Source organism: Paraburkholderia phenazinium, from assembly GCF_900100735.1.
Lineage (GTDB): Bacteria > Pseudomonadota > Gammaproteobacteria > Burkholderiales > Burkholderiaceae > Paraburkholderia > Paraburkholderia phenazinia.
Window position 1 is genome coordinate 120,115 of the sequence record NZ_FNCJ01000002.1, and the last position, 24,603, is coordinate 144,717.

A 24,603-nucleotide genomic window follows, 5' to 3' on the forward strand; every position below is an offset into this window, starting at 1 on the left:
GTGAGGCGGGATACGCGCAGCGTCGCAACCGGCTGCGTCGGCGCTGCCGGGGAGCGGAATAGGGGCGGGGCCCGCGGGGCTACAGCTCGTCGTCGTCGCCGAGCAGTTTGTGACGCAGTGCGTAGCGCACCAGCGCCGCCTCGTGCGGCATCTGCATCTTTTCGAGGATGCGGGTTTTGTAGGTGCTGACGGTCTTGCTGCTGACGCACAGCTCCGCGGCGATTTCGGTAATGGTCTGGCCGGCCGCGATCCTCCGGAAGACGTCGAATTCGCGGTCCGAGAGACGCTGGTGGGGCAGCGTGTCAGCGGGCTCGTTCAGGCTTTGGGCGAAGCGCTCGGCCATCGCCAGACTGACGTAGACCCCGCCGGCCGCGACCTTGCTGACCGCCGCGACCAGTTCCGCGCTGGCGCTCTCCTTGGTGAGGTAGCCCGAGGCGCCGGCCTTGAAGGCGCGCACCGCATACTGCTGTTCCGCATGCATGGTCAGCACGAGGATGCGCAGCGCCGGTTGCTCGTCCTTGATCTGCTTGATCAGTTCCACGCCGTTGCGGCCCGGCATGGAGAGATCGAGCACGAGTACGTCGGCGGGATGGGCGCGGATCAGCGCGATGGTGGTGGGGCCGTCGCAGGCTTCGCCGACCACCTCGAAGCCGCTCGCGCCGCGCAGGATGTGACGCAGGCCATCACGCACGAGGGCGTGGTCGTCGGCGATCAACACTCGGGTCATGCTTGCATCTCCTGCTGTTGTACAGCCTGGACCGGCAGGGTGACGGTCAGGACAAAGCCGCCGCCATCACCGGTTTGAATACTGACGGTGCCGCCCAGCATATGCGCGCGTTCACGGATGCCGAGCAGGCCAAACGATTTTTCGGCCGAGGTGGCGAGGCGTTTCGCGCCCTGGCCGTTGTCGGCGATGCGCAAGATGCACTCGCTTTCTTCGATGCGCAGGGTCAGGGTGACGAGCGTCGCTTCCGCGTGTCGCGCTACATTGGTCAGCGCCTCCTGCACGATGCGAAACAGCGTCGTCGCACCTGCCGTGGCAAAGGTCGTTTCGCCGACGTCGATGCGCCGCTCCACATCGATGCCGTAACGGTTGGTGAAGTCGTTGGCGAGCCATTCGATTGCCGCGATCAGACCCAGGTCGTCCAGCATGACCGGCCGCAGATCGGCGGCGATGCGGCGCACCGACGCGACAGTTGCGTCGATCAGCCGGCGCATGCCGCGCAGTTGATCGCGGACTTCCGGAGCGGTCGAAGCATCGAGCGCCTGCTCAACCGACGAGATGTCCATCTTCAGTGCGGTCAGTTGCTGGCCGAGGTCGTCGTGCAACTCGCGAGCAATGCGGGTCTTTTCTTCTTCGCGGATGTTCTGCAGATTGGCCGACAGTTCGCGCAACTCCTCGCGGGCGTGGCGCTGCGCGCTCTCTGCTTTGACGCGTGCGGTGATGTCGCGCAGCATCACCGTGTAGAGCTTGGCGCCGCCGTCGCGGATCTGCGAGATCGACGCTTCTAGCGGAAACTCTTCACCGTTGCTGCGCAAGCCGTAAAGCACGCGCTGCTTGCCCATCTGCCGGTCCGATACGCCGGTTACGCCGAACTGCTCCACATGCTTCGCGTGAGCGGCGCGAAACCGCTCGGGAAGGAAGCGCGACAACGACGTGCCGATCGCGTCCATGGCGCTGCAGCCGAACAACTGCTCCGCCATGGGATTGAAGATGACGATGCGCTGCTGTTCGTCGATGGTGATGATCGCTTCCATCGACGAACGGATGATGCCCATCATGCGGGCTTCGTTCAGGCTCTTCTCGCTGTGTGCCTCGGCGACGGCGGCAACGGCGTCAACGGACTGATTGCGTCCGCGCACAATCAGGTAAACGGCTGCCGCGCATAGACCGGCAACGGCGAGTTGGGCGATCAGGGTGGGGTCGATCCAGTGCCGCACGCCGAACGTGACGATGAACGCAACCAGAAAGGTCGCAGCGGCGGCCAGTGCGGGTTGTCGCATCGAGTGGAACATGGAGAATGGCGGGTTGGCGGCGCCATGCGTTTTACCGCGAAGGGGCATGAGCACCTCATGGAATGGAGGGCAATCCGCAACGCTCGGCAACCGCAAAGATGCGCGCAGATTGGGAAGCAGGCCCCGTGCAAATCTTGCGCCAAGCCTTGTCGTTAGACGGTTACAACGTGTGCATGGCGCGTATTGTGCGCGATTTGAGCCCGTCTTGCCAGCACGCCGGGCTGCTGCGGGCGGCGGCGCCGCCCTCGGCCACACGCCGCCCAGGCCTCCAGTGCGGGTTGTCTCCTCCGTGATCGCCCTGACCTGCTTCAGTGCGACATCAATACCGGCACGGTCATCGACTGAAGCAGGGTGCGGGTGGCGCCGCCCATGATCAGCTCGCGCCAGCGGGCGTGGCCGTAAGCGCCCATCACGATCAGATCGGCGCCGTTGTCGGCGGCCCGGGAGAGCAGTATTTCTCCGATCGGTACGCCGTTACCCACCTCGGTGCGATTCACTTCAACCCTCACGCCATGCCGTTCGAGCAGCGCCACGATGTCCGTGCCCGGCAGCTCGCGCTGCGCGCCATTGACGATGACGACGGTGGTGAGCTTCGCAGCCTGCATGAACGGCAGCCCGTCGTGCACCGCGCGAGCGGCTTCGCGGCTGCCGTCCCACGCCACCATCACGTGGCTGCCGGGTGTCAGCACGGAGGTTGCGCGCGGCAGCAGCAGGACCGGACGCCCGGACGACATGACCAGATTTTCGGGGAAGAAGTCGCCGACATACGCTTCCGGATCGTCGGGGTCGTCCTGGCTCGCCACCACCAGGTCGGCGCAGCGGGCGTGCAGCGGCACGGCGAGGTTGGCGGGGCTGTCGACGGCAATCCATTCGCCAGGTACCTGGGCACGTTCCAGCTCGGCATGAAATAGCCGCTCCAGCGCGGCGCGCCGCTCGGTGCGTAACTGCTCGTGTGCGAGGTAGTACTCGGCAGTGCCGGCGTTCACGTAGAGCGCATGGGACTCCGGCGTAAATACCGCGTACACCCCCGTGAGGTGTGCGCCGAACTGCCTGGCCAGCCGCAGGGCGAGTTCGAGCCGCGGATGTGCCCGCTTGCTCGTATCGAGGTGGACGAGGATGGTTTTGTAGCTCATGACGGTCGCTCCAGAGGAGGGAACAGCGGGCGGATACGTGAACTTGAGTCTACGAGGGAAGGGGGCGCCGCCATTGATACAGATCAACGGCGGCAGATCAGCGGCGCCGCGGCCCGCTAGCGCTCGCGCAAGGTCGAAAACGCGCTGTAGATGACGCGCAGGTCGTGCTGTCCCTTGTAGACCGGCGGGGCGTCCCGGTCGATGCCGAGCAGCGTGTACACCGCAGTCTGCGCGGAACGTACAGAGTACTCCACTGTGAACACCACGTCGTTTGGCAGCTCGCAGAACTGGCCGGTGAACGCGAGGTTGGCCCAGCCGTCCGGCACCACCTGCGGCCGGTCGCTCGCGTGACGCCGCAAGAACTGGCTGGTGATGTACGGCATATGGCAAGGAATGCAGTTCGCATGCTCGAGAATCTGCGCGGACTCGGCCTCGATGCGCAAATGTCCGAGGATTTCGCTCATGATCTCGCGGCCGGTGCACTCGGACATCGGCTTGTTGACGAAATTGCCGGGCCGGTCTACGAACAGGCCGTAGCCCCAGAATACCTCCACGCCTTCGGGCTGGCCGATGAAATGCGGCTGATGCGGCAGCACGATCGAGGCAAGCCAGTTCGATTGTGCGAAGGTGATCAGACCGCCTTCGCCGGGCACGTTGCCGGTCAGGTTGCGGATCAGGCGAAACAGGGTGGGGTCGTGCAGCGTGGTCGTGAACGAGAGCCACTTCGACTCGTCGATATGATCGGCAAAGACCGAAGGATGGCCGAACCCGGGACGGCCCGCTGCCAGGTTCTTCCACAGTGCCCACGCTCCGCTCGCATCGCCCGCATTCGTCGCGGCGGGCCGGTCCATGCCGCCCAGCGTCGAGCCGGCCGTCATGGAACCCAGCGTGACGATTACATGGTCCAGCGCGCCGACGGCAATCTGGCTGCGCCGGTCCGCGTGTTCGCAGACGATACCCGTCACCCGGTTTTGCTCCGCGGATTCGTCACACACGAGGTCGACGACGCGTGTGTTCGCCTGAAAATTCACGCCGCGCTCGTTGAGCCACTGGCGCAGCGGCCGGATCATCGAGTCGTACTGGTTGTAGACGGTCCGCATGATGCCGTGCAACTGGTTGAAGCCCGACACCATATGCGCGAAGCGCAGCAGATAGCGGCGGAATTCTGCAGCGCTATGCCATGGCTGAAAGGCGAACGTGGTGCACCACATCAGCCAGAAGTTGGTCGCGAAGAAGCTGGCGTCGAAGTGGTCCGAAATGCGGCTGTCGCCGAGCAGGCGTTCCGGCTCGAAAGAAAGCCGGCCCAGGGTCAGCAGATGGGCCTCTGCCAGTCCATAAGCAGGCGCATCTTCGCGCTTGCCGTCGCGGAACAGGCGCGCTTTGGACGAGGTCCGCATCGTTTCGTTCCAGTCGAAGATTTCCTGCGTCACGCTCTGGCGGCCGTCCAGGGTGGGAATCGATGCAAACAGGTCGTAGGTGCATTGGTAGTGGCCCTCGAGCATGCGCCCACCGCGCACGACGTAGCCCGCCTCTGCGGAGCCGGAGCCGTCGAGGCTGCCGCCGGGTTTGTCGAGTGCTTCGAGAATCGTGATGTTGCAGCCGCGAATATCCGCGTCGCGAATCAAAAACGCCGCTGCCGCCAACGAGGCGATGCCGGCGCCGACCAGGTAGAAGCGGCCCTCCTCTTTCACCTCGTTGCGATGGCCGGTCGCGGACCGGGAAGCGGAGCCATAGGGAGTGTTGTTCACGGTGTGGGTCCTTTTCGTTGTAGTGCTCGGCTGGCGAGGGTTGAACCAACTTACCTGCGTGGCGGGTTAGGCCGTTGCGTTGGATCAAATACCGGCCATCTCGGCCGCTCATTCGACACTCCGTTTGATTGGCTCCGCCTGTGCAAGCCGGGTGCGGCCCGGCGCATGTCGTGCCGATCGATACCGCTGCGTCCCCGAGCTTCGATAAATGGGAAAGATGCGGTGCCCCTTTTCGCTGCCTTGATACACGTCAATTGCCGCCTGCCGATAGCGCCGATCATTATGCATACCTTGGTAATCCTTCCTCGGTTCAACGGGTGGCGCCGCATGACTTCCGGCACGCCAGAGGAGGTGACATGGGAATCCACATGCAGATCACATACGTCGGCTTCGCAGGGTCTGCGCAAATCGAATCGGCGGCGGCTGTTCAGTTCGTGCGTCTGGAGCGGTTTGGCCATGCCATAGCAGGTTGTCACCTGGCTATTGAAGCGCTGCGCGAGCGTCCGGCCCTGCTCGCCCGCGTTAGCGCTGCAAGCGCCGACGCCATCGGCGGCATGTTTGGCCCCCGGCTGCTATTCGACGCGCGACTCGATCTGATTGCCCGCGACGGCGATCTCGTTCCGGTCGAGCATTGCATGCATGCCGACCCGAATGTGGCAGTACGGACCGCATTCGACAAAGCCGAACGTCAGCTCGAGTGCGGCGCGGTGGGAGCGCGACATTGAGCGCGGCCCGCTTCGATCGATGCGCTCAGTCTTTTTCAACGTTCAATGAGGAGGCAGGGATGTACACCAGCGTCGCGTCGGCACAAGGAAAGCGTCATGAAAACTAAACGGGTCGCCTTCGTCACAGGCGGAATGGGTGGGCTCGGCAGCGCGATTAGTCGCAGGCTGCATGATGCCGGTATGGAGGTGGCGGTCTCGCATTCGGAGCGCAACGATCACGTGGCGACATGGCTGATGCATGAGCGAGATGCCGGCCGCAACTTTTACGCCTACGAGGTCGACGTGGCGAACTTCGACTCCTGCGCGCAATGTGCCGAGCGCCTGTTGAAGGACTTTGGCGGTGTCGACATACTCATCAATAACGCGGGGGTCACGCGCGACTCGACCTTTGCGAAGATGAGCAAGAGCGACTGGGATCTCGTGATGCGCAACGATCTGGATCCTGTGTTCAACATGACCAAGCCGCTGCTCGGCGCTATGGTGACGCGTCGCTTCGGGCGGATTGTCAACGTCGGCTCGGTGAACGGTTCGCGCGGCGCCTTCGGACAAACCAACTATGCCGCCGCCAAAGCCGGTATCCACGGCTTCACGATGGCACTCGCGCTCGAAGTGGCGAAGCAGGGTGTGACGGTCAACACGGTGTCCCCGGGCTATCTGGCCACTTCCATGCTCGACGCTGTGCCCCACGAGATTCTCACAACGAAAATCCTGCCGCAAATTCCCGTCGGAAGGCTCGGCAATCCCGGCGAAGTGGCCGCGCTAGTGGCGTACCTGTGTTCCGATGAAGCGGGCTTCGTCACCGGCGCCAACTTCGCGATCAATGGCGGCATGCATATGCGATGACGCGCTGGTCGCGTTCGATCCGCGCCGCTTGACTCACTTCGGTGGGCGCTTTTGTTTGACGGAGCCTGTGCTGGCGGCAAGGCTGCCCGCGGACAGCTCGACAATTTCAGCGGTGATTTCTTCCTGACGGAGGCGGCGCGAATCCCCGATCAACTGATCGAGCGTGTCGTGCACATTGGTTCGCGCGGCAATCATCGCCCGCATGCGCGCTTCGTTTTCCGCCGCGAATGAGAGCATGATCGCTTCACACAACTGCGTGAAGACGTACTCTTCGGCGAGCCGGGCGAGCAGCCTGGCGGGCGGCAGCGTAACGAGCGGCGCGAGCTGGCGCTTCGGCACGGCGAAGCGCTCGAAGTCGAACGGCAGCAGGGCGTTCTGGACGATTTCGATGGCGGTGGCGATTTGCGGCACCGCATGCAACAAGGTCACACGCGTCGCGCGGCCGCCGTCGAGGCGCTCGTAGAGCGCGCCGGTGATGCGATCGGCCAGTGCCGGCACTTCATCCACATGCGCGACCATCGGCGCGGACCAGCCGACTGTGAGGCCGTGCTCTTGTGCCACCACCACGCCGCGGTCGCCGATCACGAAGTAGTCGTTTCTCTGCGGGTGCCGTAACCGGGCGGCTGCCTCGATCACGTGCTCGTTGAAGGTGCCGACAAAACCCTGTTCGGCGCACAGCACGATGACCACATGAGTGCCGTGGCCGTCGCCATCGGCGTTCGTGCTGCCGCTCGGGGAGCGCGACGGCGCGCTGTTGCGCTCGTCGAGCATCAACGCATCGCCGATGGCGGCGCCAATCACGCCGGCGCAGGCGCGGATGCCGTCGAGCCGGCTGCGGGCTTCCCGCGAGCGTGCCGCCGCAATGCCGCGCATCGCGCTGACCACCGACTCCAGCTCATGCACGGTCGAAATGCGCGCCTGTACCTCGCTGAGCCGGTTGCTCATGATGTGGCCTCGCCGCTTGCCGGCGCCGCAGCGAGCTGCTGTGCGAGTTCGCGCACGGCCGCCACCAGCGCGGCCTCGGCCGCCGCATCGAGTTTGCCGCTGCCGGCGAGCGCCGCGGCGGCCGTCGTGCCGCCATGTGCATCGAGATGAGCGGCCAGGCGCGGGCGGACCGCCTCGATGCATTCGACCGGCTGCGCATCGAATACCCCTTCGGCGAGTGCCGCTAGCAACGCGATCTCATCCACCGGCCGTAACGGCGCGAAGCGCGGTTGGGTGATCAGCGCGCGGATGCGCTCGCCGCGCGTTACCTGGGCCTTGACGCGGGCATCGGTAAGGCCACCGAAGCGGGTAAACATCTCCAGCTCCAGAAACTGCGAATAGTCGAGACGCAAGCGGCCCGAGACCTTGCGCAGCGCCGCGAGCTGCGCCTTGCCGCCGACCCGGCTCACGCTCAGGCCCACGTCTACCGCAGGACGCTGGTTGGCGGCAAAGAGGCCGGAGTCGAGCACAATCTGCCCATCGGTGATGGAGATAAGATTGGTCGGGATATAGGCCGACAGATTGCCGGCGTCGGTTTCGGCAATCGGCAAGGCGGTCAGCGAGCCGCCGCCTAGTTCGGGCGCGAGCTTGGCCGCGCGCTCCAGCAGCCGTGCATGCAGGTAGAAGATGTCGCCGGGATAGGCTTCGCGGCCCGGCGGTTCGCGCGTGAGCAGCGCCAGTTCGCGGTGGGTGGCGGCATGCTTGGTCAGATCGTCGATGACCACCAGCGCGTGTTGTCCACGGTCGCGGAAGTATTCGGCGATCGTGAAACCGGCAAACGGCGCGATCCATTGCAAACCGGGCGAGGCCGCGGCCGATGCGACCACGAAGACGCAGCGCTCCGGCGCGCCGTGGCGGTGCACGGCATCGATGACGCGCTGCACCGCCGTGGCGCGTTGACCGATCGCCACATACACGCAGATTACATCGGAGTCCTTCTGGTTGACGATAGTGTCGAGCGCAATGGAGGTCTTGCCGGTTGCGCGGTCGCCAATGATCAACTCGCGCTGGCCGCGTCCGATGGCGAACAGGGCATCGATCAGCAGAATGCCGGTGGCGACCGGTTGCGCGACCAGATCGCGTTCGATGATGGCAGGCGCGGGACGTTCGACCGGCATGTGGGCTTCGGCCGGTACGGCCTCGTCGCGATCGAGCGGCCGGCCGAGCGGGTCGACCACGCGGCCGAGCAGGCCCGGTCCCACCGGCACCTCCACGACCTGGCCGGTACCGGCGACACGGCTGCCGGCGGCGATGGCGTCGCTATCGTCGAGCAGCACGGCGCCGATCGTATCGGCATCGAGGGTGAGCGCGAAACCCAGCCGGTCGCCATCGAAGCGCAACAGTTCATTAAGCCGAACGTCCGGCAAGCCGGAGATCAGGGCGATACCGTCGGCCACGTGCTCGACACGGCCGACCGCCTCGGCGTGCGGCGCCAGCCGGGTACGGGCCAGCGTCGCGCGGCTGCGCAAAAGCCAGGCGTCTTGGGTGGGATCAGGCGGGGACTGTGTCATGCGCGAGCAGCTCCGTTTTGAGGCGCGTCAGGTCGTTGCGGAAGCTGTTGCGCACGATCGCATGCGCGGCTTCCAGTTCGAGGCCGGCAATCACCGTCGCATCGACCACCACCTCGATGGGCGGTACGTGAGCCAGCACCTTGGCCAGTGCGGTGCGCAACGCGGCCAGTTCGTCCGGTTGCAGCGCGCGTGGTGCGATCAGCCGCAGCGTGCCGGCGGCGTCGCTCAATTGCGCCCGGGTGTTAGCCGGCAGCTTCGCCAGTTCGGCAGCAAGACCTTCGATAAAACCGGCCACGCGCGCCTCCTGCGGTAAGCGTTCGAGCAGCCGCGCCGTCACCTCCAGCGCGAAACGCGAGGCTCGATCGGCATCGGCCTGAGCCGCATCGCGACGCATGGCGTCGATCTCGCCATGGGCGGCAGTGCGCAGACGCTCGGCGTCGGCGTGTGCGGCTTGTTCCAGCGAGGCCTTTAACGTAGCCGCCTCGGCGTTGGCCGCGTCGAGCAGTTGGGCACGTTGCTGGGCGAAGCGCGCCAACTCGGCAGCGGCCTGGCGCTGCTCGCTGACGGCGGCCGCCTTGGCGGCTGCCGCCTCGCTCATCAGCGCTGCCGCCGCGCGTTGACGCTCGGCGACCATCTCGGCGACCGGGCGAAACAGGAAGCGTGCCAGCAGCCAGATCAGGACCAGCGCATTGACGGTCTGCAGCCCGAGCGTCCACCAGTCGATATGCATGACGGTCTCGGTCTTATTTGATGAACGGATTGGCAAACAGCACCAGCAGCGCAATCACGAGGCAATAGATGGCCATGGTTTCGATCATCGCGAGCCCGACAAACAGCGTGCGCGAGATCGTACCGGCGGATTCCGGCTGGCGCGCGAGCGCATCCATGGCGGCGGCGACGGCGCGGCCTTCGCCGAGCGCGGGGCCGATGGCGCCGAACGACACTGCGAGCGCTGCGGCGAGAATGCTGACGACCTGGATAAGATTGTTCATGACGAGCCTATTGTTGATTTGAGGATGTTTCCGAACCCTCGGCGAGGGCCGCGCCGATAAAGACCATGGCGAGCACAGTGAAGATGTAGGCCTGCACCGCACCGGTGAGCAGGTCGAGCGCCATGAGCGGAATCGGCACCAGCAGCCCTGCGAGCGACAGCACGATGCCGACCACGAACACGCCGCTCATCACGTTGCCGAACAGGCGCACCACCAGCGAAAAAGTGCGGGTGATCTGTTCGACCACGTTCAACGGGATCATCACCCAGGTGGGTTCGGCAAACGTGGCGAGATAGCGGCGCAGTCCACGGGTGCGTACGCCGTAGTAAATCGTCGCGCAGAACACCAGCAGCGCGAGCGCGGCATCGGTCTCCACGTGGGCGGTGGGCGGTTCGACGCCGGGCAGCAGGGACGACCAGTTGCCGATCAGGATGAACAGAAACAGCGTGCCGATCAGGGCGCGATACGGTTGCGGTTCGGTCTGCATGGTGTCGCGGATCTGCGCGTCTATTGTGTTCACCAGCAGTTCCAGTACCGTTTGCGCTTTCGACGGCGTGAGCGACAGGCGTCGCGTGATCAGCACTGAGACCGCCGTCAGCAGCACGATGATGACCCATGTCGTGACGACCGGCGCCGAGACCGGGACGGGGCCGAGATGAAACAGCGGCTCGGTGGCGAGCGGGGAGTGCATCATCACGCGCTCCTCATCCGGTGCATCACGGCGCCTCTGGCGACCAGCAATCCGCCGGCGCCGGACAGGAGCGCCCACGGTCCGATGCGGGCCAGTACGAAGAAAATTGCAGCCACTGCGGCGAGGCGTGCGAGTTGCAAGCCGATCGCCCTGGCGGATGCGCCGCTCGTCAGCAGGCGCACGTTCCAGCGCAGCAGCGTGAAATGCACGAGACCCGCGAGCAGGCCAACGCTCAAACCGAGCGCGAGCTGAGCTGCCAGCGCAGTTGCCAGATAAGCGGCTATTTGCGAATGGGCTGCCATGATCATTTCCTCCGGGTTTGCCGATGCATCCATTTCCACGCCGACCACAGGCCGACCCCTGCGCCGATCATCAAGAGCGGCGCGGAGAAGAACACGCGCGTGCCGAACGTGCGGTCGAGCCAATGGCCGAGCGCGAGGCCCAGCAAGGTCGGCACCACGATCGTCCAGCCGAGAATGCCGATCTGGCCGAGGCGGGCGCCGAGCGAGGGTTCGGGTTCTTCCTCTGCGGCGCGTTTGCGCTCAACCGCCTGGCGGGCGGCGTGTTCGACGCGGTCGGATGAGACGCGGCTGGTTGCGTCACGCTCGGACGAGACACGGCCGGTCGCGTCAGGCCCGCTTGTGTCACGCTTCCTATCATCCGGTTTGGGTTCATCGCGGCTCATGACACATCCTCCGCGTCCCCATGGCCATCGACACGGGCCACCGCCGCAGGCGCACCCGGGCGCAGATAGCGCAGCAGTTGGCGCACCGCCTGCGCATGCAGGCGGGTCTGTTCGACGCGCGCCCCGCGCAGCACATCGAGGCGTTTCGCGCGAGCCAGGCGGACTTGTGCCTCAAGCGTATCGAGTGTCTCGCCGAGCACGCCGTCGCGGCAGGCGACCGTCACCGTCTTGCCCTGCGCCACCCGCAGTACGCCTTCTTCCACCGCGCAGAAGTGCGGCACCTGATCGGCGCCATGCCAGCGCAACACGCATGGCGTCAGTATGGTCAGGAAGTCCGCGTGACCGGGCAGGATGCCGAAGCTGCCAGTTTCGTCCTCGGCGCGCAGCGCCACCGCCTGCGCGCTATCGACCAGCACGCAGGCGGGGGTGGCCACTGTCAGACTGAGCGCGGCACTCATGCAGTTGCGCGCTGCGGCGCGCCCCCGTCGTTGGCCGGCGTTGCTGCATGAGAAGCGTTTTCCCGCTCGCGTGCTTCCTCGAGCGTGCCGACCATGTACAGCGAGCTTTCCTGCCACGTATCGCATTCGCCCGCCAGAATCGCCTTGCAGCCGGCCAGCGTGTCGGCCACCGGCACGGAGCGTCCGGGCACACCCGTGAACGCTTCGGTGACCGCAAACGGCTGGGTCAAAAAGCGCTGCAGGCGGCGCGCGCGGCCGACGATGCGCCGGTCGTCGGCGCCGAGCTCCTCGACCCCCAGCAGCGAAATCACGTCCTGCAACTCGCGATAATGTTCGATGGTGCGCCGTACCTCGGTTGCCACGGCGGCATGCTCTGCGCCTACCACGAGCGGGTCGAGCAGGATCGAGGAGGAGGCGATCGGATCGATCGCCGGGTACATGCCCTCGGCCGCCATCGAGCGCGACAGCACCACCATGCTATCGACGTGTGCGGCGATGGTGGTGACTGCCGGGTCGGTAAAGTCGTCCGCCGGCACGTACACGGCTTCGATGGCCGTCACCGAGACGTTGCCGACCGAAACGATGCGCTCCTGCAACGCAGCCACTTCGCTGGCGAGGGTCGGTTGATAACCGACGCGCGACGGCAGCCGTCCCAGCAAGCCCGACACCTCGGCACCCGCCTGCACGAAACGAAAAATGTTGTCCATCAGCAGCAGGACGTTCTGGTGCCGTTCGTCGCGAAAGTACTCGGCAATCGTCAGCGCGGTGAGCGGCACCCGCCAGCGTGCGCCGGGCGGCTCGTTCATCTGCCCATACACGAGGACGGTGCGCGGCAAGACGCCGGAGTTGCGCATATCGAGCAGCATCTCGTGACCTTCGCGCGAACGCTCGCCCACACCCGCGAAAACGGAGATGCCTTGATAGCGCTCGACCATCGCGTGGATCAGTTCCATCACCAGCACGGTCTTGCCGACTCCGGCGCCGCCGAACATGGCGGCCTTGCCGCCTTGGGCGAGCGGCGTGAGCAGATCGATGACCTTGATGCCGGTGGCAAAGATCTCGGTGGCGGCGCCTTGCGACGCAAGCGGCGGCGCCGCGCGATGGATCGGGCGTAGCGGCACGTCGGCGGGCAAGGGCTCGCCGCGGTCGCCGGGCGTGCCGGTGACATCGATCAGACGGCCGAGCATCGCTTCGCCGACCGGCACCTGAATCGGCGCGCCGGACGCCTCAACCGGGGCGCCGCGGCGCAGCCCGTTGGTCGCCTGCAGCGCGAGCGCGCGGACCGTGGTGGTGTCGAGATGGGCCTGCACTTCCGCGATGATCGGTGGACCCTGATCGGCGATGATCGAGAGCGACTCGTCGATGAGCGGCAGCGTCGCGCCGTCGAACTCCACGTCGACCACGGCGCCGCGAACCGCAATCAGGCGGCCCGCGGGAGCCTTGAGCGGCTTTGCCACAGGCGTAGGGTCCTGCACATCGTGCGCGAGGGGTTCGGCGGCGCCGAGCGGGTTCGTCATGGTTACGCCGTTACGTGAAAGCCGGCGTCAGCATAGATCGTCGAGCCGGTCAGCGTCATGCCGGCATCGCTGGCGAGCACCGCGGCGATCCGGCCGATTTCCTCAATGGTGACGAGATGCCGAGCTGGAGTATGGGCACGCACGTCGTCGAGCAAGGCGTCGAAGTGATCGATGCCGGAGGCGGCACGCGTCTTGACCGCACCGGCGGAAATGGCGTGGACGTGGATGCGATGTGCCGCCAGGTCGGCCGCGAGATAGCGCACGCTCGACTCGAGCGCGGCCTTGACGGGCCCCATGACGTTGTAGTGTTCGACCGCCCGTTCGGCGCCGTAAAAGCTCACCGTCATCAGGCTGCCGCCGTCCGACATCAACGGCAGCGCGAACCTGGCCATGCGGATGAACGAGTGGCAGGACACGTCCATGGCGAGCGCGAAACCGTCGGCCGAACAGTCGACGAGGCTCGCGTGCAAGGCGTCGCTCGGCGCGAAGGCGATCGAGTGGAGCAGGAAGTCGAGCTGCCCCCACTCCTGAGCGATACGCTCGAAGACCGACTCCAACTGACCCGGAACGCGGACGTCGCACGGCAGCAGCAGCGTTGCGTTCAGTGCCTCGGCAACCGGCCGTACATAGGGTTCAGCCTTGTCGTTCAGGTAGGTGAGCGCCAGCTCCGCACCGGCCGCGCGGAACATCGTGGCGCAACCGGTGGCGATGCTGTGCTCGTTAGCAATGCCAACGACGAGCCCGCGTTTGCCGGCCAGATCGATGATGGAATTCATGTTCTTGCCTCTTCCTGATGGAGCACGCCAACCGCTTCGTCGGCAATGATCTGTTCTTCGTCCGTGGGCAACACCAGCACACTGACCCGGCTGGCGGCGCTGCTGATGACACGCGCGTTGTCCTGATTCGCCGGCGCATCCAGTTCGACGCCGAGCCACGCCAGCCGCTCGCAGACGGCGTGGCGGGTCTCAGGCTGGTGTTCGCCGATTCCCGCTGTGAACACGAGGGTATTCAGGCCGCCGAGCGTTGTGGCGAGCCGCGCCACTTCGCCGGCAATGCGGAAGGCGAACAACTCCAGGGCTTCGCGCGCCTCGGGCCGCGGGCTGGCCAGCAGTTCGCGGCTATCCGCGCTGATCCCCGAGACGCCGAGCAAGCCGGACTTCGCATACAGGATCTCTTCGACCTCCTTCGCACTGAGGCCCTCCTGCTCGAGCAGGTGCAGCACGACACCGGCGTCGAGGGCACCGCAGCGGGTCGCCATTGGAATGCCGTCGAGCGTCGAGAAGCCCATGCTGGTGTCGCAACTCTTGCCGTCCGCGAAGGCGCACAGGCTTGCGCCGCTGCCGAGATGCGCGGCGACTACCTTGCCGCGCGCGAGATGTGGGAACTGCCGCCCGAGTTGGCCGATCACGAACTGATACGACAGGCCGTGAAAGCCGTAGCGCTTCACACCCTTGTCGAATAGCGCGCGCGGAATCGCGAAGCGGCGCACCAGATCCGTCTGGGTGCGGTGAAACGCGGTGTCGAACGAGGCCGACTGCACAAGATGCGGCCGCAGATGGCGAATCGCGCGGATCAGCCGGACGCTCTGCGGTTGATGCAGGGGCGCGAGCGGCACCAGTTCTTCGATCGCGGCGAGCGTATCGTCGTCGATCGCCACCGGTCCGGCGAAACGATCGCCGCCGTGCACGACGCGATGACCCACCGAAACGAGATCGTCGAGCGGGAAATGCGCGGCAAACCAGCCGAGCGTTTCATCGAGCACTTCGTGCAGGTCTTCGGTGACCGGCGCATGCAGCGGGACGTCGATCTTCTTGTCGCCGTTGCTGAGATGAAGCCGCAGCGGCTGGCGCCGAAAGTCGATCATCCCTTGGCCGATTCTCACGGCGGTGCCGGCGACGACGCTGAAGAGCCCGATCTTGACCGTCGACGAGCCCGGATTGAAAGTCAGTAGCAGGGGTGTGCTCATGAGCGCAGCGCTCCCGTTTCGCTATGTTCCGCGACCCGTTTGGCGAGGGCTGCGGAAGCGAGGCGCACGCGCAGGCTGTCGGCACGGCTCGTCAGGATGATCGGGATGCGCGCGCCGAGCACGAGGCCCGCGGCGTCCGCACCGGCGAAGTACATCAACTGCTTGGCGAGCATGTTGCCGGCTTCCAGATCGGGCACCAGCAGGATGTCCGCCTGACCCGCGACCGGCGAAGCGATACCTTTGACTTGCGCTGCAGCGAGGCTGATCGCATTGTCGAAGGCGAGCGGCCCGTCCACCAGCGCGCCGGTGATCTGTCCGCGTGTAGCCATCACGGTGAGCGCGGCGGCGTCGAGCGTGGTCGGCATCTTCGGGTTGACGGTTTCCTCTGCGGCCAGCACGGCGACCCTTGGCCGCTCGACACCGAGGATATGCAGCAGGTCGATTGCGTTCTGGCAGATGTCGCGCTTTTGCTCCAGCGTTGGCGCAATGTTGACGGCGGCGTCCGTGACGATCAGCGGCTTCGCATAGGCTGGTACGTCCATCACATAGGCATGGCTGATCCTTCGCGCGGTGCGCAGATTCGACGATGCAGCGACGACGGCGGAGAGCAGTTCGTCGCTATGCAGACTGCCTTTCATCAAGGCACCGACCTTGCCGGCCGCGCCCAGCTCGACCGCGCGTGCGGCAGCGGCATGACTGTGCTCGACCGCTTCGATCGCGATGCCTGCGAGGCTCACGAGCGCTTCCTCGGCGGCCGCGCGAATCTTGGCTTCGGGACCGATCAGCACGGGATCGAGCAAACCTTCGTCGCGCGCTTCGATGGCCGCCTTGATCGCATCCACCGAACACGGGTGCACGATGGCGGTGCGCAGCGGCGCACGTGAGCGAGCCTCGCGGATGATCGCGTCGTAGCGGTCATGATGCCGCACCGACACGTCCGGGCGGTCGATCTGCGGCCAGGCGATCGACGCATTCGGCGCGACCACGGTGGCGATGCCGAGCAGCACCGCCTGACCTTTCTGGTTGGTGCAAACCGTATCGAGCAGCACGATGCGCTTTTCCGCGCGCTTTTCCTTCACGGTGACGGTCGCGGTAATCACATCGCCCGGCACGACCGGGTGGCGGAACTGCAGGTCCTGATCGAGGTAGATCGTGCCGGGGCCCGGCAGTCTCGTGCCGAGCAGGGCCGAAATCAGACCGGCGGTCCACATGCCTTGCACGACGACGTGGCCGAACAGATCGCCGGCGGCGAACCTGGCGTCGGTATGAGCCGGATTGACGTCGCCGGACATGGCGGCGAACAGGTCGATGTCGTTCTGCCCAGCGGTTCTGACAAGCGAGGCGGACTCGCCGACCTCGAGCTGATCGAAAGTTCGATTGCGCAACAGATTGTCGTTCATCAGTGTCCCTTCAGTGCTGGAAAACGTAGCTGCCGGGCGCATCGGCGAGCGGCTCGTGCTGCGAGTCAGCCGTAGCTGTGGCCTTGGGCGGTGCGATGCGCTTCGCGCTGGAATGATCCTTGAGCCAGTCGCTCCACACGGGCCACCATGAGCCTTCTTGCTGTGAGGCAGAAGCGAACCACTCGTCGGGACTCACGCGCAGATCGTTCGCAGCGGTACGCTCGATACGGTAATGCCGGTGTGCGTGCCCCGGCTCGCTGACGATGCCGGCGTTATGACCGCCGCTTGTCAGGACGAAGGTGACCTCCGTGTCGGACAGGTTGTGAATCTTGTAGACCGAGTGCCACGGCGCAATATGATCGCGCTCCGTACCCACCACGAAAAGCGGCGCGCGAATGTTGCGGATCGAGACCGGACGCCCGCCGACCTGATAGCGGCCGCAGGCCAGATCGTTATCGAGGAAGAGCTGCCGCAGATACTCCGAATGCATGCGGTAGGGCATGCGGGTGGCGTCGGCGTTCCAGGCCATCAGGTCGATCGCCGGTGCGCGTTCGCCCAGCAAATAATCGTGGACGACGCGCGACCAGATAAGGTCGTTGGACTGCAGCAACTGGAACGCGCCAGCCATCTGATTGGCAGCCAGATAGCCCTGCGACCACATCATGCTTTCGAGGAAATAGACCTCGCTGTCGTCGATGAAGAGCTGCAGTTCGCCGGGTTCGGTGAAGTCGGTCTGCGCCGCAAACAGCGTGACCGATGCCAGCCGCTCGTCGCCCGAACCCGCCATCGCCGCGGCGGCAATCGACAGCAAGGTGCCGCCGAGGCAATAGCCGGTCGCATGAATCTTGTGCTCGGGCACGATGCTCGAGATGACGTCGAGCGCGGCCATCACGCCCAGTTGCCGGTAGTCCTCAAGGCTCAGATCGCGGTCGTCGGCGTCCACGTTGCGCCACGAGATGCAGAACACGGTGTGTCCCTGTTCGACCAGATAGCGGATCAATGAGTTCTGCGGCGAGAGATCCAGGATGTAGTACTTCATGATCCACGCCGGCACGATCAGCACGGGCTCGGCGAGCACTTCGCTGGTGGCGGGGCTGTACTGGATCAGTTCGATCAGATGGTTGCGAAACACCACCTTGCCGGGGGTGACGGCGAGATTGACCCCCACCTTGTATTGATCGAGACCGGCCGGCGGCTGACCGCCCGCTTGCAGGCTGGTGTCGATAAGCGCGTTGCGCATGCCTTCGAGAAGGCTCATGCCGAAGGTCGAAGCGGCGCGCTGCGAGACCTCGGGGTTGCTAAGCGGGAAATTGGTTGGCGCGAACATATCGAGCAACTGACGCGCACCGAACGACACCACGTTCTCGTGATGGCGCGTTGTACCGGGCACGTCACGCGTGGCGGCATTCCACCACTGCTCGGTGAGCAGGAAGCTTTGTTGCCAGAAGCGATACGGTTCGGTTTGCCATAGATCGCCAACGAACCGGCTATCGCTGGTTGACGGATCGGCGAGCGGTGGTGCGTACTGGCCGAGTGCGGTGCGGACCACGTATTCGCCTATGCGTCGTGCGTTCTGCATGCCGAGCGAGGCGAGTTCGAGTTGCTTGCCGGGTGCGGCGGCGAGATGAATCAGCCAGTCGGACAGCGCCGCGCGCAGCGCGGCGGGCGACAAGCCCCCGGTCAGGCGCGCGATCATGGCTTCTTTCGCGTGATCCAGCGCGCGAAAGGGGGTGGATGCAGCGGATACGTCAGGCGTGTTCTGAAGCGTGCGAGCGTCGACCGTGACCAGCTTGGAGCGGGTATCCATTTTGCGTTCCTCAGTGTTTTCTGCGGTTACTACGCAGTGAGGACTCTAGTCTCCAGACGGCCGGCGCCCTTGATCTGGGTCAACGGAGTGAGGTAGCTCGATTCAGGTGAGGCGGCTTTATGCGCGCTGCTGGTGTTTGGGTAACAGCGCGCCGATCATGAATCCTCGCGGCGTGCGCTTCATGACGATATGGCCCCGGTGCTTGGCCGCGGTGAAATTCACAAATGCGAGCCCCAGCCCGAAGCCGCTCTCGTCATCGACCACGCCCGACGGCAGCCGGACGAAGCGTTCCGCAACCCGGTCGGACTCTTTGGCCGGAATGCCCGGACCTTCGTCTTCCACGCCGATCAGGATGCCCTCCGGCGTATCCGCGAGACTGCAGCGCACGGTCGCGGCCTCGGGGCCGTATTTCAGGGCATTGTCGAGCAGGTTGGTGACGAGACGGCTCAGCAGCAGCCTGTCGGCGAAATAGGTGAGCGTCGTGTCCGGCGCTTCAATGCGGATCTGACAGCCCTTGGCGACCGCCTTCTCCCAGAGCTGGTCGACCGCATCGACCACCATCTCGTTGAGGTCGACCATTTCGAACTGGCGCCATTCCGATTGGGCGCGTGCCAGATGCAGAAAACCGTCCGCCAACTCCAGTGTGTGGGTGGCATGCGTGGCGATACGTTCGAGAAGAGGCGGCAGCGTCCCGTGTTCCGTGCGATACAACGCCAGCAGCGCCAGGATGGAGGTCTGCGGCGAACGCATGTCATGAGAGAGGAAGTCCATGGCATCGTCGCGCTGGCGCAAACTAATGTAGGAGGCCGAATGGTAGCGGATGCGGGCAATCAGTTCGATGGCATCCGGCAGCTTGACCAGATAGTCGTTGGCTCCGGCAACGAAGGCGTCGCTCTTGACGGTAGGCTGCTCGCGCGACGAAAGCACCACGACCGGCACATTGGCAACGGCAGGCGTTGCGCGATAGCTGCGCACCAGATCCAGTCCATCGGTCCCAGGCATGATCAGGTCCTGCAGAATCACGGTCGGCTTCACCCGGCACGCCATGGAGAGCGCCTCACGCCAGTCCGTGCAGACATGCAGATGAATTCCGCTTTCGCTTTCCAGGGCGCGTCTGATCACTTCCCCGACAATCGGTTGATCATCGACCAGCAGTACGGTCGCCGCTGGGGCCATGGAAGTCGGAACTGTAGTCATGGTGACGATAGACAATCTGGTGTTGAGGCGAGATGCCCGGTCATATCGGCACGTTCAACGCATCCGTGCGCCGCGAATTCGGGGTATTGCCCAGGCGCGGCAGGAGCGGATCTGGCGTGGGAACCGACTTGTCGCGTCAATCTCCGCTAGCCCGAGGTGTGCGCGTGCCGTGACATGGAGAAGGTGCAGAACGTCCACTGACGCGTCAAAAATCGCGTAACTGAAAAGGTCGATGCCGAGATCGCGCGATTGACAATTCGCGGCGGGCAAACAATTTTAAGATAGTCCGCTCCCGCTGGGAGATTGACCAATGTTAAGGATGGTTAATTGTTATTGCGTGAAATGTTAAATAATGTCGTCTATTGCGATCCGGCTGAGTAGCGGCAGTGCGCTTGCCTCTTCGTGTGCGGGCGGTTTGCATCAGGCGTCGGCGCTTATATTTTACTTTTGTGTCGCGCCTGACGCCTTAATCAGGTGTTCTATGTACTGCTTTTTGATAGAGATAATTTTTATCTCTTGTTGCCGAACTTCGAGTGAGAAATCGGCAAGCAAATAGCCGACGTCTTTTAATCCTACGAATTTCCTTCTCCGGCATCGCGGCACGAGAACCAGCGACGCGCCGCCCTGGGTTCGGCCACCACCTCGCTCACTGCGCGCCACCAGCGCTGGCCGCGGTGCGGCGCGGCCAGATCCAGCCGCTCGCCCATGCGCGGCGTCGAGAGCAGGATGCCGCGCGCAGCCGCGAGTCCCATGACGCGCTCGAACGGTTCCTGCCAGCGGTGCATCGCGAGATCGAAGGTGCCGTTGTGAACCGGCACCAGCCAGCGGCCGCGCAAATCCACATGGGCCTGCACCGTCTGGTCGGGCTGCATATGCACATAGGGCCATTGTGCGTCGTAGGCGCCCGTTTCCAGCAGTGTCACGTCGAACGGGCCAAGCCGCTCGCCGATGCTCTTGAAGCCGTCGAAGTAACCCGTGTCGCCGCTGAAGAACACCCGCAGGTCGCCATCGACGATGACCCACGACGCCCACAACGTACTGTTGCCGTCGAACAGGCTGCGGCCGGAGAAATGCTGCCCCGGTGTGGCCGTGAACGAAAGACCGTCGATTTCGACGCCTTGCCACCAGTCGAACTGTTGCACCTTCGCGGCGTCGATGCCCCATTCGATCAGCCGGTCGCCGACGCCCAGCGGCGTCAGAAACACGCCCGTGGTCGCGGCGAGCGTGAGCACCGTTTCGCGATCCAGATGGTCGTAGTGGTCGTGCGAAAGAATCACGCCATGCAGCGGCGGCAAGTCGGCGAGCGCGATCGGCGGGGCGTGAAAGCGTTTCGGGCCGAGGTTGCGGAACGGCGATGCGCGTTCCGCGAAAACCGGGTCGGTCAGCCAGAACTGGCCGCGCAGCTTCAGCAGCATGGTGGAATGCCCAAGCCGGTACAGGCTGCGGTCGGGCGCCGCGTTGAGCTGTTCGCGCGTCAGCGCATCGACGGGCAGGGCGCTGGCCGGCACCGTGTCGTCCGGCTTGTTGAGCAGCATGTTCCACATGATGCCCAGGGTCTTGCCGATTCCTTCGGCGGGACGCGGCTTGACGTTGCGAAAGCGTTCGCCGTCGTGCTGCGCCGAGGCACGGAACGCCTCACGCCCGCGCCGCGCGGCGGTGAGGCCTAAAGTACGACGAATAGATGCGCTGAACGATGCCATGTGAGACGTCCCGATGCGAAAAGTAGACCGTTCAGTGTAGTTTATCCTGGAAAAAAGTAAACTGCCTGGTGTAAAATTTATTGATGGACGCCTGCCCCCAATCCCTTCGCCTGACCGATCGCAAACGCGCCGCCGTGATCGCCGCGGCCATTGAGGAATTCCTCGCCGCCGGCTTCGACGCCACCAGCATGGACCGCGTCGCTGCCCGCGCGGGTGTTTCCAAGCGCACGGTCTATAACCATTTCCCGAGCAAGGAAGCGTTGTTTGCCGCGATTCTGCGGCAGCTATGGGACTCGAGCGACACGGGCGAAGCGCCGGCTTACTCGGCCAGCAAGCCGTTGCGCGCGCAGTTGCTGCAGTTGCTGTCGAAGAAGCTGAGCCTGTTACACGACGAGGCGTTTCTCTCGCTCGCGCGCGTGGCTATCGCGGCCGGCATTCATTCGGCGGAACGCGCGCGCGACATGGTGGCGCGCATGGGCGAGCGCGAAGAGGATCTAACCGTGTGGATCCGCGCAGCCGCTGCCGACGGCCGTCTCAACACAACCGATCCGACCTTCGCTTCGCAGCAATTGCAGGGCCTCGTGAAAGCATTCGCGTTCTGGCCACAGGTGACGATGGGGCAGCCGCCCCTGACGAAAGAGCAGCAGAAACAGGTGGCGGAATCGGCTGCGGATATGTTCCTGGCGCGCTACGCGTCGTAGGTGAGCGGCGCGCTCTTGTAGCCGACGGTAATGGCCGCCTTCTAGAACGTTTGCCAGTTGGCATCGGCGCTGGCGGTGCTGGTAGCGCTGGCTTGGCGCTCGGCAGGACGTGGCTCCACTTTAGCTGCGGGCAACGCCTTCGGTTTCGCCGCAGGCGCACGCACCGGCAGACGGGCTCGCGGCGTCACGCTGCGCGGTTCGCTGCGTGTGACGGCCGGATTCGACGCCCCAGCCCGCGTCTCGTCGAGCCTGAAGATCGACACCGCCTGGCGCAAGCCTTGCGCCTGCTGCGCCATCGATTGCGCCGCGGCCGAGGCTTCTTCGACGAGGGCCGCATTCTGCTGGGTCATCTGGTCCATCTGGGTGACGGCCTGGTTGACCTGCTGGATGCCGGTATTCTGTTCCTGCGATGCCGCCGAAATTTCGCTCACGATATCGGTCACGCGCTTCACCGAATCGACGATCTCATTGATCGTGTTGCCGGCTTCCGCAACCAGTCGTGAACCGGCTTCGACCCGGCTCGCCGAATCGCCGATCAGCTCCTTGATTTCCTTGGCCGCAGTTGCGCTGCGTTGCGCGAGCGTGCGCACCTCGCCGGCCACCACGGCAAAACCGCGGCCCTGTTCGCCGGCGCGCGCGGCTTCGACCGCCGCGTTGAGTGCGAGGATGTTGGTCTGAAACGCAATGCCCTCGATCACGCTGATGATCTCGGCCATTTTGGAGGAACTGTCGGTAATGCCGTGCATGGTTTCGACCACCCGTCCCACCACATCGCCGCCGCGCTGCGCGATGTGCGAGGCGCTGCCGGCCAGCGTGGCGGCCTGCTGGGCGTTATCGGTGTTGTGCCGCACGGTGGCGGTCAACTGTTCCATGCTTGCAGCGGTTTCCTGGAGTGAAGCCGCCTGTTCCTCGGTGCGGCTCGACAGATCGGTATTGCCTGCCGCGATTTGCCGGGTTGCGGTGCCGACCGACTCTGCCGTGCTCAGCACCTCGCGAAGCGCTGCGGCCACGCGTGCAATCAGGCTGTTGAACGCCTCCGCGGTGCGGCCGATTTCGTCACGCTGAAGTACCGGAGCACGCAAGGTGAAGTCGTGCGACTGGCTGATCTGCTCGATCGCGCCTTGCAGCGACGACACGCTGCGATTGAGCGCGCGGGCGAGGAAGAACACCATCACGCAGACTACCGCCATGCCGAGCAGCATGCACGCAACAACCGTCATGAAGAGTTGCGTGACGACTGCGTGGGCCCGGTCGTTGGCGTCGGCCGCGAGCTGGTTCAGATCGCCCGCCATCCGCTCGAGATTTGCCTGAAAGGGTTGAAAATCGGTGTGGTACAGCGTGGTGGTCTGATCGTTCGCGCTTTTCGCGTCATGCGTGGCGAGCTCGAACAACTGATGCGACTTCTGGTCGTATGCTTTCCATCCTTCGCTCACGGTACGGAATTTTTCGGCGCGCTCAGGCGTATCGAACATCGGGCGCAAGGTCTGCGACCAGGTGTCGATGTTGTGTTCCGCGTCGGAGAAAATCTTCGTCGTGTCGGACGAGGTCGGGTCGAGCTGAATGGTCGACAGCGCGCTTGCCTTGATTTCGGTGATGCCCTGCACCTGCTTTTCCAGCAGGTGCGAGCGGTCCTCCGCTTTCATGGCGATGTTCAACCCGAGTGTCGTGACGAGCAGGCCGGCTCCCATCGAAACAATCGTGATCAACGAAAAAACCTGCAGCTTGCGGCGAATTTCCATGATCGCTCCTGTAATCATCAGATGAATGCGTGGCGAGGCGTGATGTCGGCCGGCGCGATGCTATACGGATTGTCGGAATATCACGGTGTAACTTGAGTCAGTGGAAACCTATGTGGCGTTTCCACGTGTGAACTGTTATCCGGGCGCTGCTGCGCGATCTCGTTCGCATCTTTCAGAACCGATAGGTCACGCCGATCTGGGCGACGGGATAGAGCTTGTAGCGAGAGGCTTTGTTGTCCAGGTTCTGTTCTTCCTGGTCGATGTTGGTCTGCGTCGTGAAGAGCGTGTAGATCTGCGGCACGCTGTACGACACACGGGGCCGGCCATAGGCAACGCCGAGATCCAGCGTCAGACCAAAGCCCTTGCTGACGGGCTTGTGTCCATAGCCGACGCCGAGATACGGCATGACGTGCGGCAGCGTTGCCGTGGCGGACGGCGCAGCGCCGACAGCAGGCACGTAGTCGTTACCGATCTTATAGTTGCCGTCCGCGTTGGGGGCGGCGTTTGCTTGCAACTTGTCGCCGTTGATCAGCGCACCGGTCGTCACGCGAAAGCCGCTCGACGGGAACGGAAAGAGGTCCAGGTATAGGCCGCCTTGCAACAACGTGAGACGACCATCGTATTGATTGCCGTCGACGTTCACCGAGTGCGAGAAACCGAGGCCTTCGAGTTCGGCATGCACGCCAGCCCACGAGTTGAGCGGCATTGCGGCGCCGACGCCCGCGCCGAGCGTGCCACCCTGTACATACACTTCTTGCGACTGTGCGGCGCCTGCCGCGAGCATCGCGAT

The 24,603-nt window shown here is 64.5% G+C and carries 24 protein-coding genes; 3 read left to right on the forward strand and 21 right to left on the reverse strand.

Annotated features, from left to right (window positions below):
• Positions 1-79: 79 nt before the first annotated feature.
• From BLQ92_RS04405 to BLQ92_RS04420, 4 genes are all read right to left on the reverse strand, one after another.
• The gene (locus BLQ92_RS04405) at positions 80-727 is read right to left on the reverse strand and encodes a response regulator (protein ID WP_090682072.1); all 648 of its coding nucleotides are present in this window, start codon (positions 725-727) and stop codon (positions 80-82) included.
• On the reverse strand, positions 724-2,064 hold the full coding sequence (locus BLQ92_RS04410; protein ID WP_090682074.1) for a PAS domain-containing sensor histidine kinase: 1,341 nt from the start codon (positions 2,062-2,064) through the stop codon (positions 724-726). The genes BLQ92_RS04405 and BLQ92_RS04410 overlap by 4 nt, the downstream gene beginning before the upstream one ends.
• 260 nt (positions 2,065-2,324) lie before the next feature.
• The gene (locus BLQ92_RS04415; protein WP_090682075.1) at positions 2,325-3,149 is read right to left on the reverse strand and encodes a universal stress protein; all 825 of its coding nucleotides are present in this window, start codon (positions 3,147-3,149) and stop codon (positions 2,325-2,327) included.
• Positions 3,150-3,265: 116 nt separating this feature from the next.
• Positions 3,266-4,897, reverse strand: a complete 1,632-nt coding sequence (locus BLQ92_RS04420) for an oleate hydratase (protein ID WP_090682077.1) — start codon at positions 4,895-4,897, stop codon at positions 3,266-3,268.
• 170 nt (positions 4,898-5,067) lie between these two features.
• On the opposite strand from BLQ92_RS04420, the gene BLQ92_RS04425 reads away from it, so the two are divergent.
• Positions 5,068-5,622: an HPF/RaiA family ribosome-associated protein gene (locus BLQ92_RS04425; RefSeq protein WP_341806950.1), complete on the forward strand. Its 555-nt coding sequence runs from the start codon at positions 5,068-5,070 to the stop codon at positions 5,620-5,622.
• 96 nt (positions 5,623-5,718) lie between these two features.
• Positions 5,719-6,465 (forward strand): beta-ketoacyl-ACP reductase, encoded by a 747-nt coding sequence (locus tag BLQ92_RS04430; protein WP_090682080.1) that lies wholly within the window; start codon positions 5,719-5,721, stop codon positions 6,463-6,465.
• A 33-nt stretch (positions 6,466-6,498) separates the two neighbouring features.
• On the opposite strand, the gene BLQ92_RS04435 is transcribed toward BLQ92_RS04430, so the two are convergent.
• From BLQ92_RS04435 to BLQ92_RS04505, 15 genes are all read right to left on the reverse strand, one after another.
• Entirely contained in the window at positions 6,499-7,410 is a 912-nt protein-coding gene (locus BLQ92_RS04435) for a F0F1 ATP synthase subunit gamma (protein WP_090682081.1), read from the reverse strand.
• Positions 7,407-8,960 carry a F0F1 ATP synthase subunit alpha gene (locus BLQ92_RS04440; protein WP_090682083.1) on the reverse strand — a complete coding sequence of 518 codons (1,554 nt, stop codon included), beginning with the start codon at positions 8,958-8,960 and terminating at the stop codon, positions 7,407-7,409. Before BLQ92_RS04440 ends, BLQ92_RS04435 begins: the two co-directional genes overlap by 4 nt.
• Complete coding sequence (locus BLQ92_RS04445; protein ID WP_090682084.1) at positions 8,941-9,690, reverse strand: F0F1 ATP synthase subunit B; 750 nt, start codon at positions 9,688-9,690, stop codon at positions 8,941-8,943. The genes BLQ92_RS04440 and BLQ92_RS04445 overlap by 20 nt, the downstream gene beginning before the upstream one ends.
• 13 nt (positions 9,691-9,703) lie before the next feature.
• Positions 9,704-9,952: a F0F1 ATP synthase subunit C gene (locus BLQ92_RS04450; protein WP_046564982.1), complete on the reverse strand. Its 249-nt coding sequence runs from the start codon at positions 9,950-9,952 to the stop codon at positions 9,704-9,706.
• 7 nt (positions 9,953-9,959) lie between these two features.
• A complete protein-coding gene (locus tag BLQ92_RS04455) occupies positions 9,960-10,646 on the reverse strand; it encodes a F0F1 ATP synthase subunit A (RefSeq protein WP_090682086.1) in 687 nt (228 codons plus the stop codon).
• Positions 10,646-10,945 (reverse strand): N-ATPase subunit AtpR, encoded by a 300-nt coding sequence (locus tag BLQ92_RS04460; RefSeq protein ID WP_090682089.1) that lies wholly within the window; start codon positions 10,943-10,945, stop codon positions 10,646-10,648. Before BLQ92_RS04460 ends, BLQ92_RS04455 begins: the two co-directional genes overlap by 1 nt.
• 2 nt (positions 10,946-10,947) lie before the next feature.
• Entirely contained in the window at positions 10,948-11,328 is a 381-nt protein-coding gene (locus BLQ92_RS04465) for an AtpZ/AtpI family protein (protein WP_090682091.1), read from the reverse strand.
• On the reverse strand, positions 11,325-11,786 hold the full coding sequence (locus BLQ92_RS04470) for a F0F1 ATP synthase subunit epsilon (RefSeq protein ID WP_090682093.1): 462 nt from the start codon (positions 11,784-11,786) through the stop codon (positions 11,325-11,327). The genes BLQ92_RS04465 and BLQ92_RS04470 overlap by 4 nt, the downstream gene beginning before the upstream one ends.
• Positions 11,783-13,303: a F0F1 ATP synthase subunit beta gene (gene atpD, locus BLQ92_RS04475; protein WP_090682095.1), complete on the reverse strand. Its 1,521-nt coding sequence runs from the start codon at positions 13,301-13,303 to the stop codon at positions 11,783-11,785. Before atpD ends, BLQ92_RS04470 begins: the two co-directional genes overlap by 4 nt.
• Before the next feature lie 2 nt (positions 13,304-13,305).
• Positions 13,306-14,067: an enoyl-ACP reductase FabI gene (gene fabI / locus BLQ92_RS04480; RefSeq protein WP_208449375.1), complete on the reverse strand. Its 762-nt coding sequence runs from the start codon at positions 14,065-14,067 to the stop codon at positions 13,306-13,308.
• Between the two features lie 8 nt (positions 14,068-14,075).
• On the reverse strand, positions 14,076-15,269 hold the full coding sequence (locus BLQ92_RS04485; RefSeq protein ID WP_090682098.1) for an acetate/propionate family kinase: 1,194 nt from the start codon (positions 15,267-15,269) through the stop codon (positions 14,076-14,078).
• A complete protein-coding gene (locus BLQ92_RS04490; protein ID WP_090682100.1) occupies positions 15,266-16,669 on the reverse strand; it encodes a bifunctional enoyl-CoA hydratase/phosphate acetyltransferase in 1,404 nt (467 codons plus the stop codon). Before BLQ92_RS04490 ends, BLQ92_RS04485 begins: the two co-directional genes overlap by 4 nt.
• Positions 16,670-16,679: 10 nt before the next feature.
• On the reverse strand, positions 16,680-18,476 hold the full coding sequence (locus BLQ92_RS04495; protein WP_090682101.1) for a PHA/PHB synthase family protein: 1,797 nt from the start codon (positions 18,474-18,476) through the stop codon (positions 16,680-16,682).
• A 117-nt stretch (positions 18,477-18,593) separates the two neighbouring features.
• Complete coding sequence (locus BLQ92_RS04500) at positions 18,594-19,673, reverse strand: hybrid sensor histidine kinase/response regulator (RefSeq protein WP_090682103.1); 1,080 nt, start codon at positions 19,671-19,673, stop codon at positions 18,594-18,596.
• Positions 19,674-20,245: 572 nt separating this feature from the next.
• Positions 20,246-21,373, reverse strand: coding sequence for an MBL fold metallo-hydrolase (locus tag BLQ92_RS04505; RefSeq protein WP_090682105.1), 1,128 nt, complete (start codon positions 21,371-21,373; stop codon positions 20,246-20,248).
• Between the two features lie 83 nt (positions 21,374-21,456).
• Here BLQ92_RS04505 and BLQ92_RS04510 point away from each other — a divergent pair, with 83 nt between their 5' ends.
• Positions 21,457-22,074 (forward strand): TetR/AcrR family transcriptional regulator, encoded by a 618-nt coding sequence (locus tag BLQ92_RS04510; protein ID WP_090682107.1) that lies wholly within the window; start codon positions 21,457-21,459, stop codon positions 22,072-22,074.
• A 41-nt stretch (positions 22,075-22,115) separates the two neighbouring features.
• On the opposite strand, the gene BLQ92_RS04515 is transcribed toward BLQ92_RS04510, so the two are convergent.
• Together BLQ92_RS04515 and BLQ92_RS04520 are read right to left on the reverse strand one after the other, a co-directional pair.
• Positions 22,116-23,813 (reverse strand): methyl-accepting chemotaxis protein, encoded by a 1,698-nt coding sequence (locus BLQ92_RS04515; RefSeq protein ID WP_090682108.1) that lies wholly within the window; start codon positions 23,811-23,813, stop codon positions 22,116-22,118.
• 172 nt (positions 23,814-23,985) lie between these two features.
• Positions 23,986-24,597, reverse strand: coding sequence for a hypothetical protein (locus BLQ92_RS04520; protein ID WP_425194941.1), 612 nt, complete (start codon positions 24,595-24,597; stop codon positions 23,986-23,988).
• Positions 24,598-24,603 lie beyond the last annotated feature (6 nt).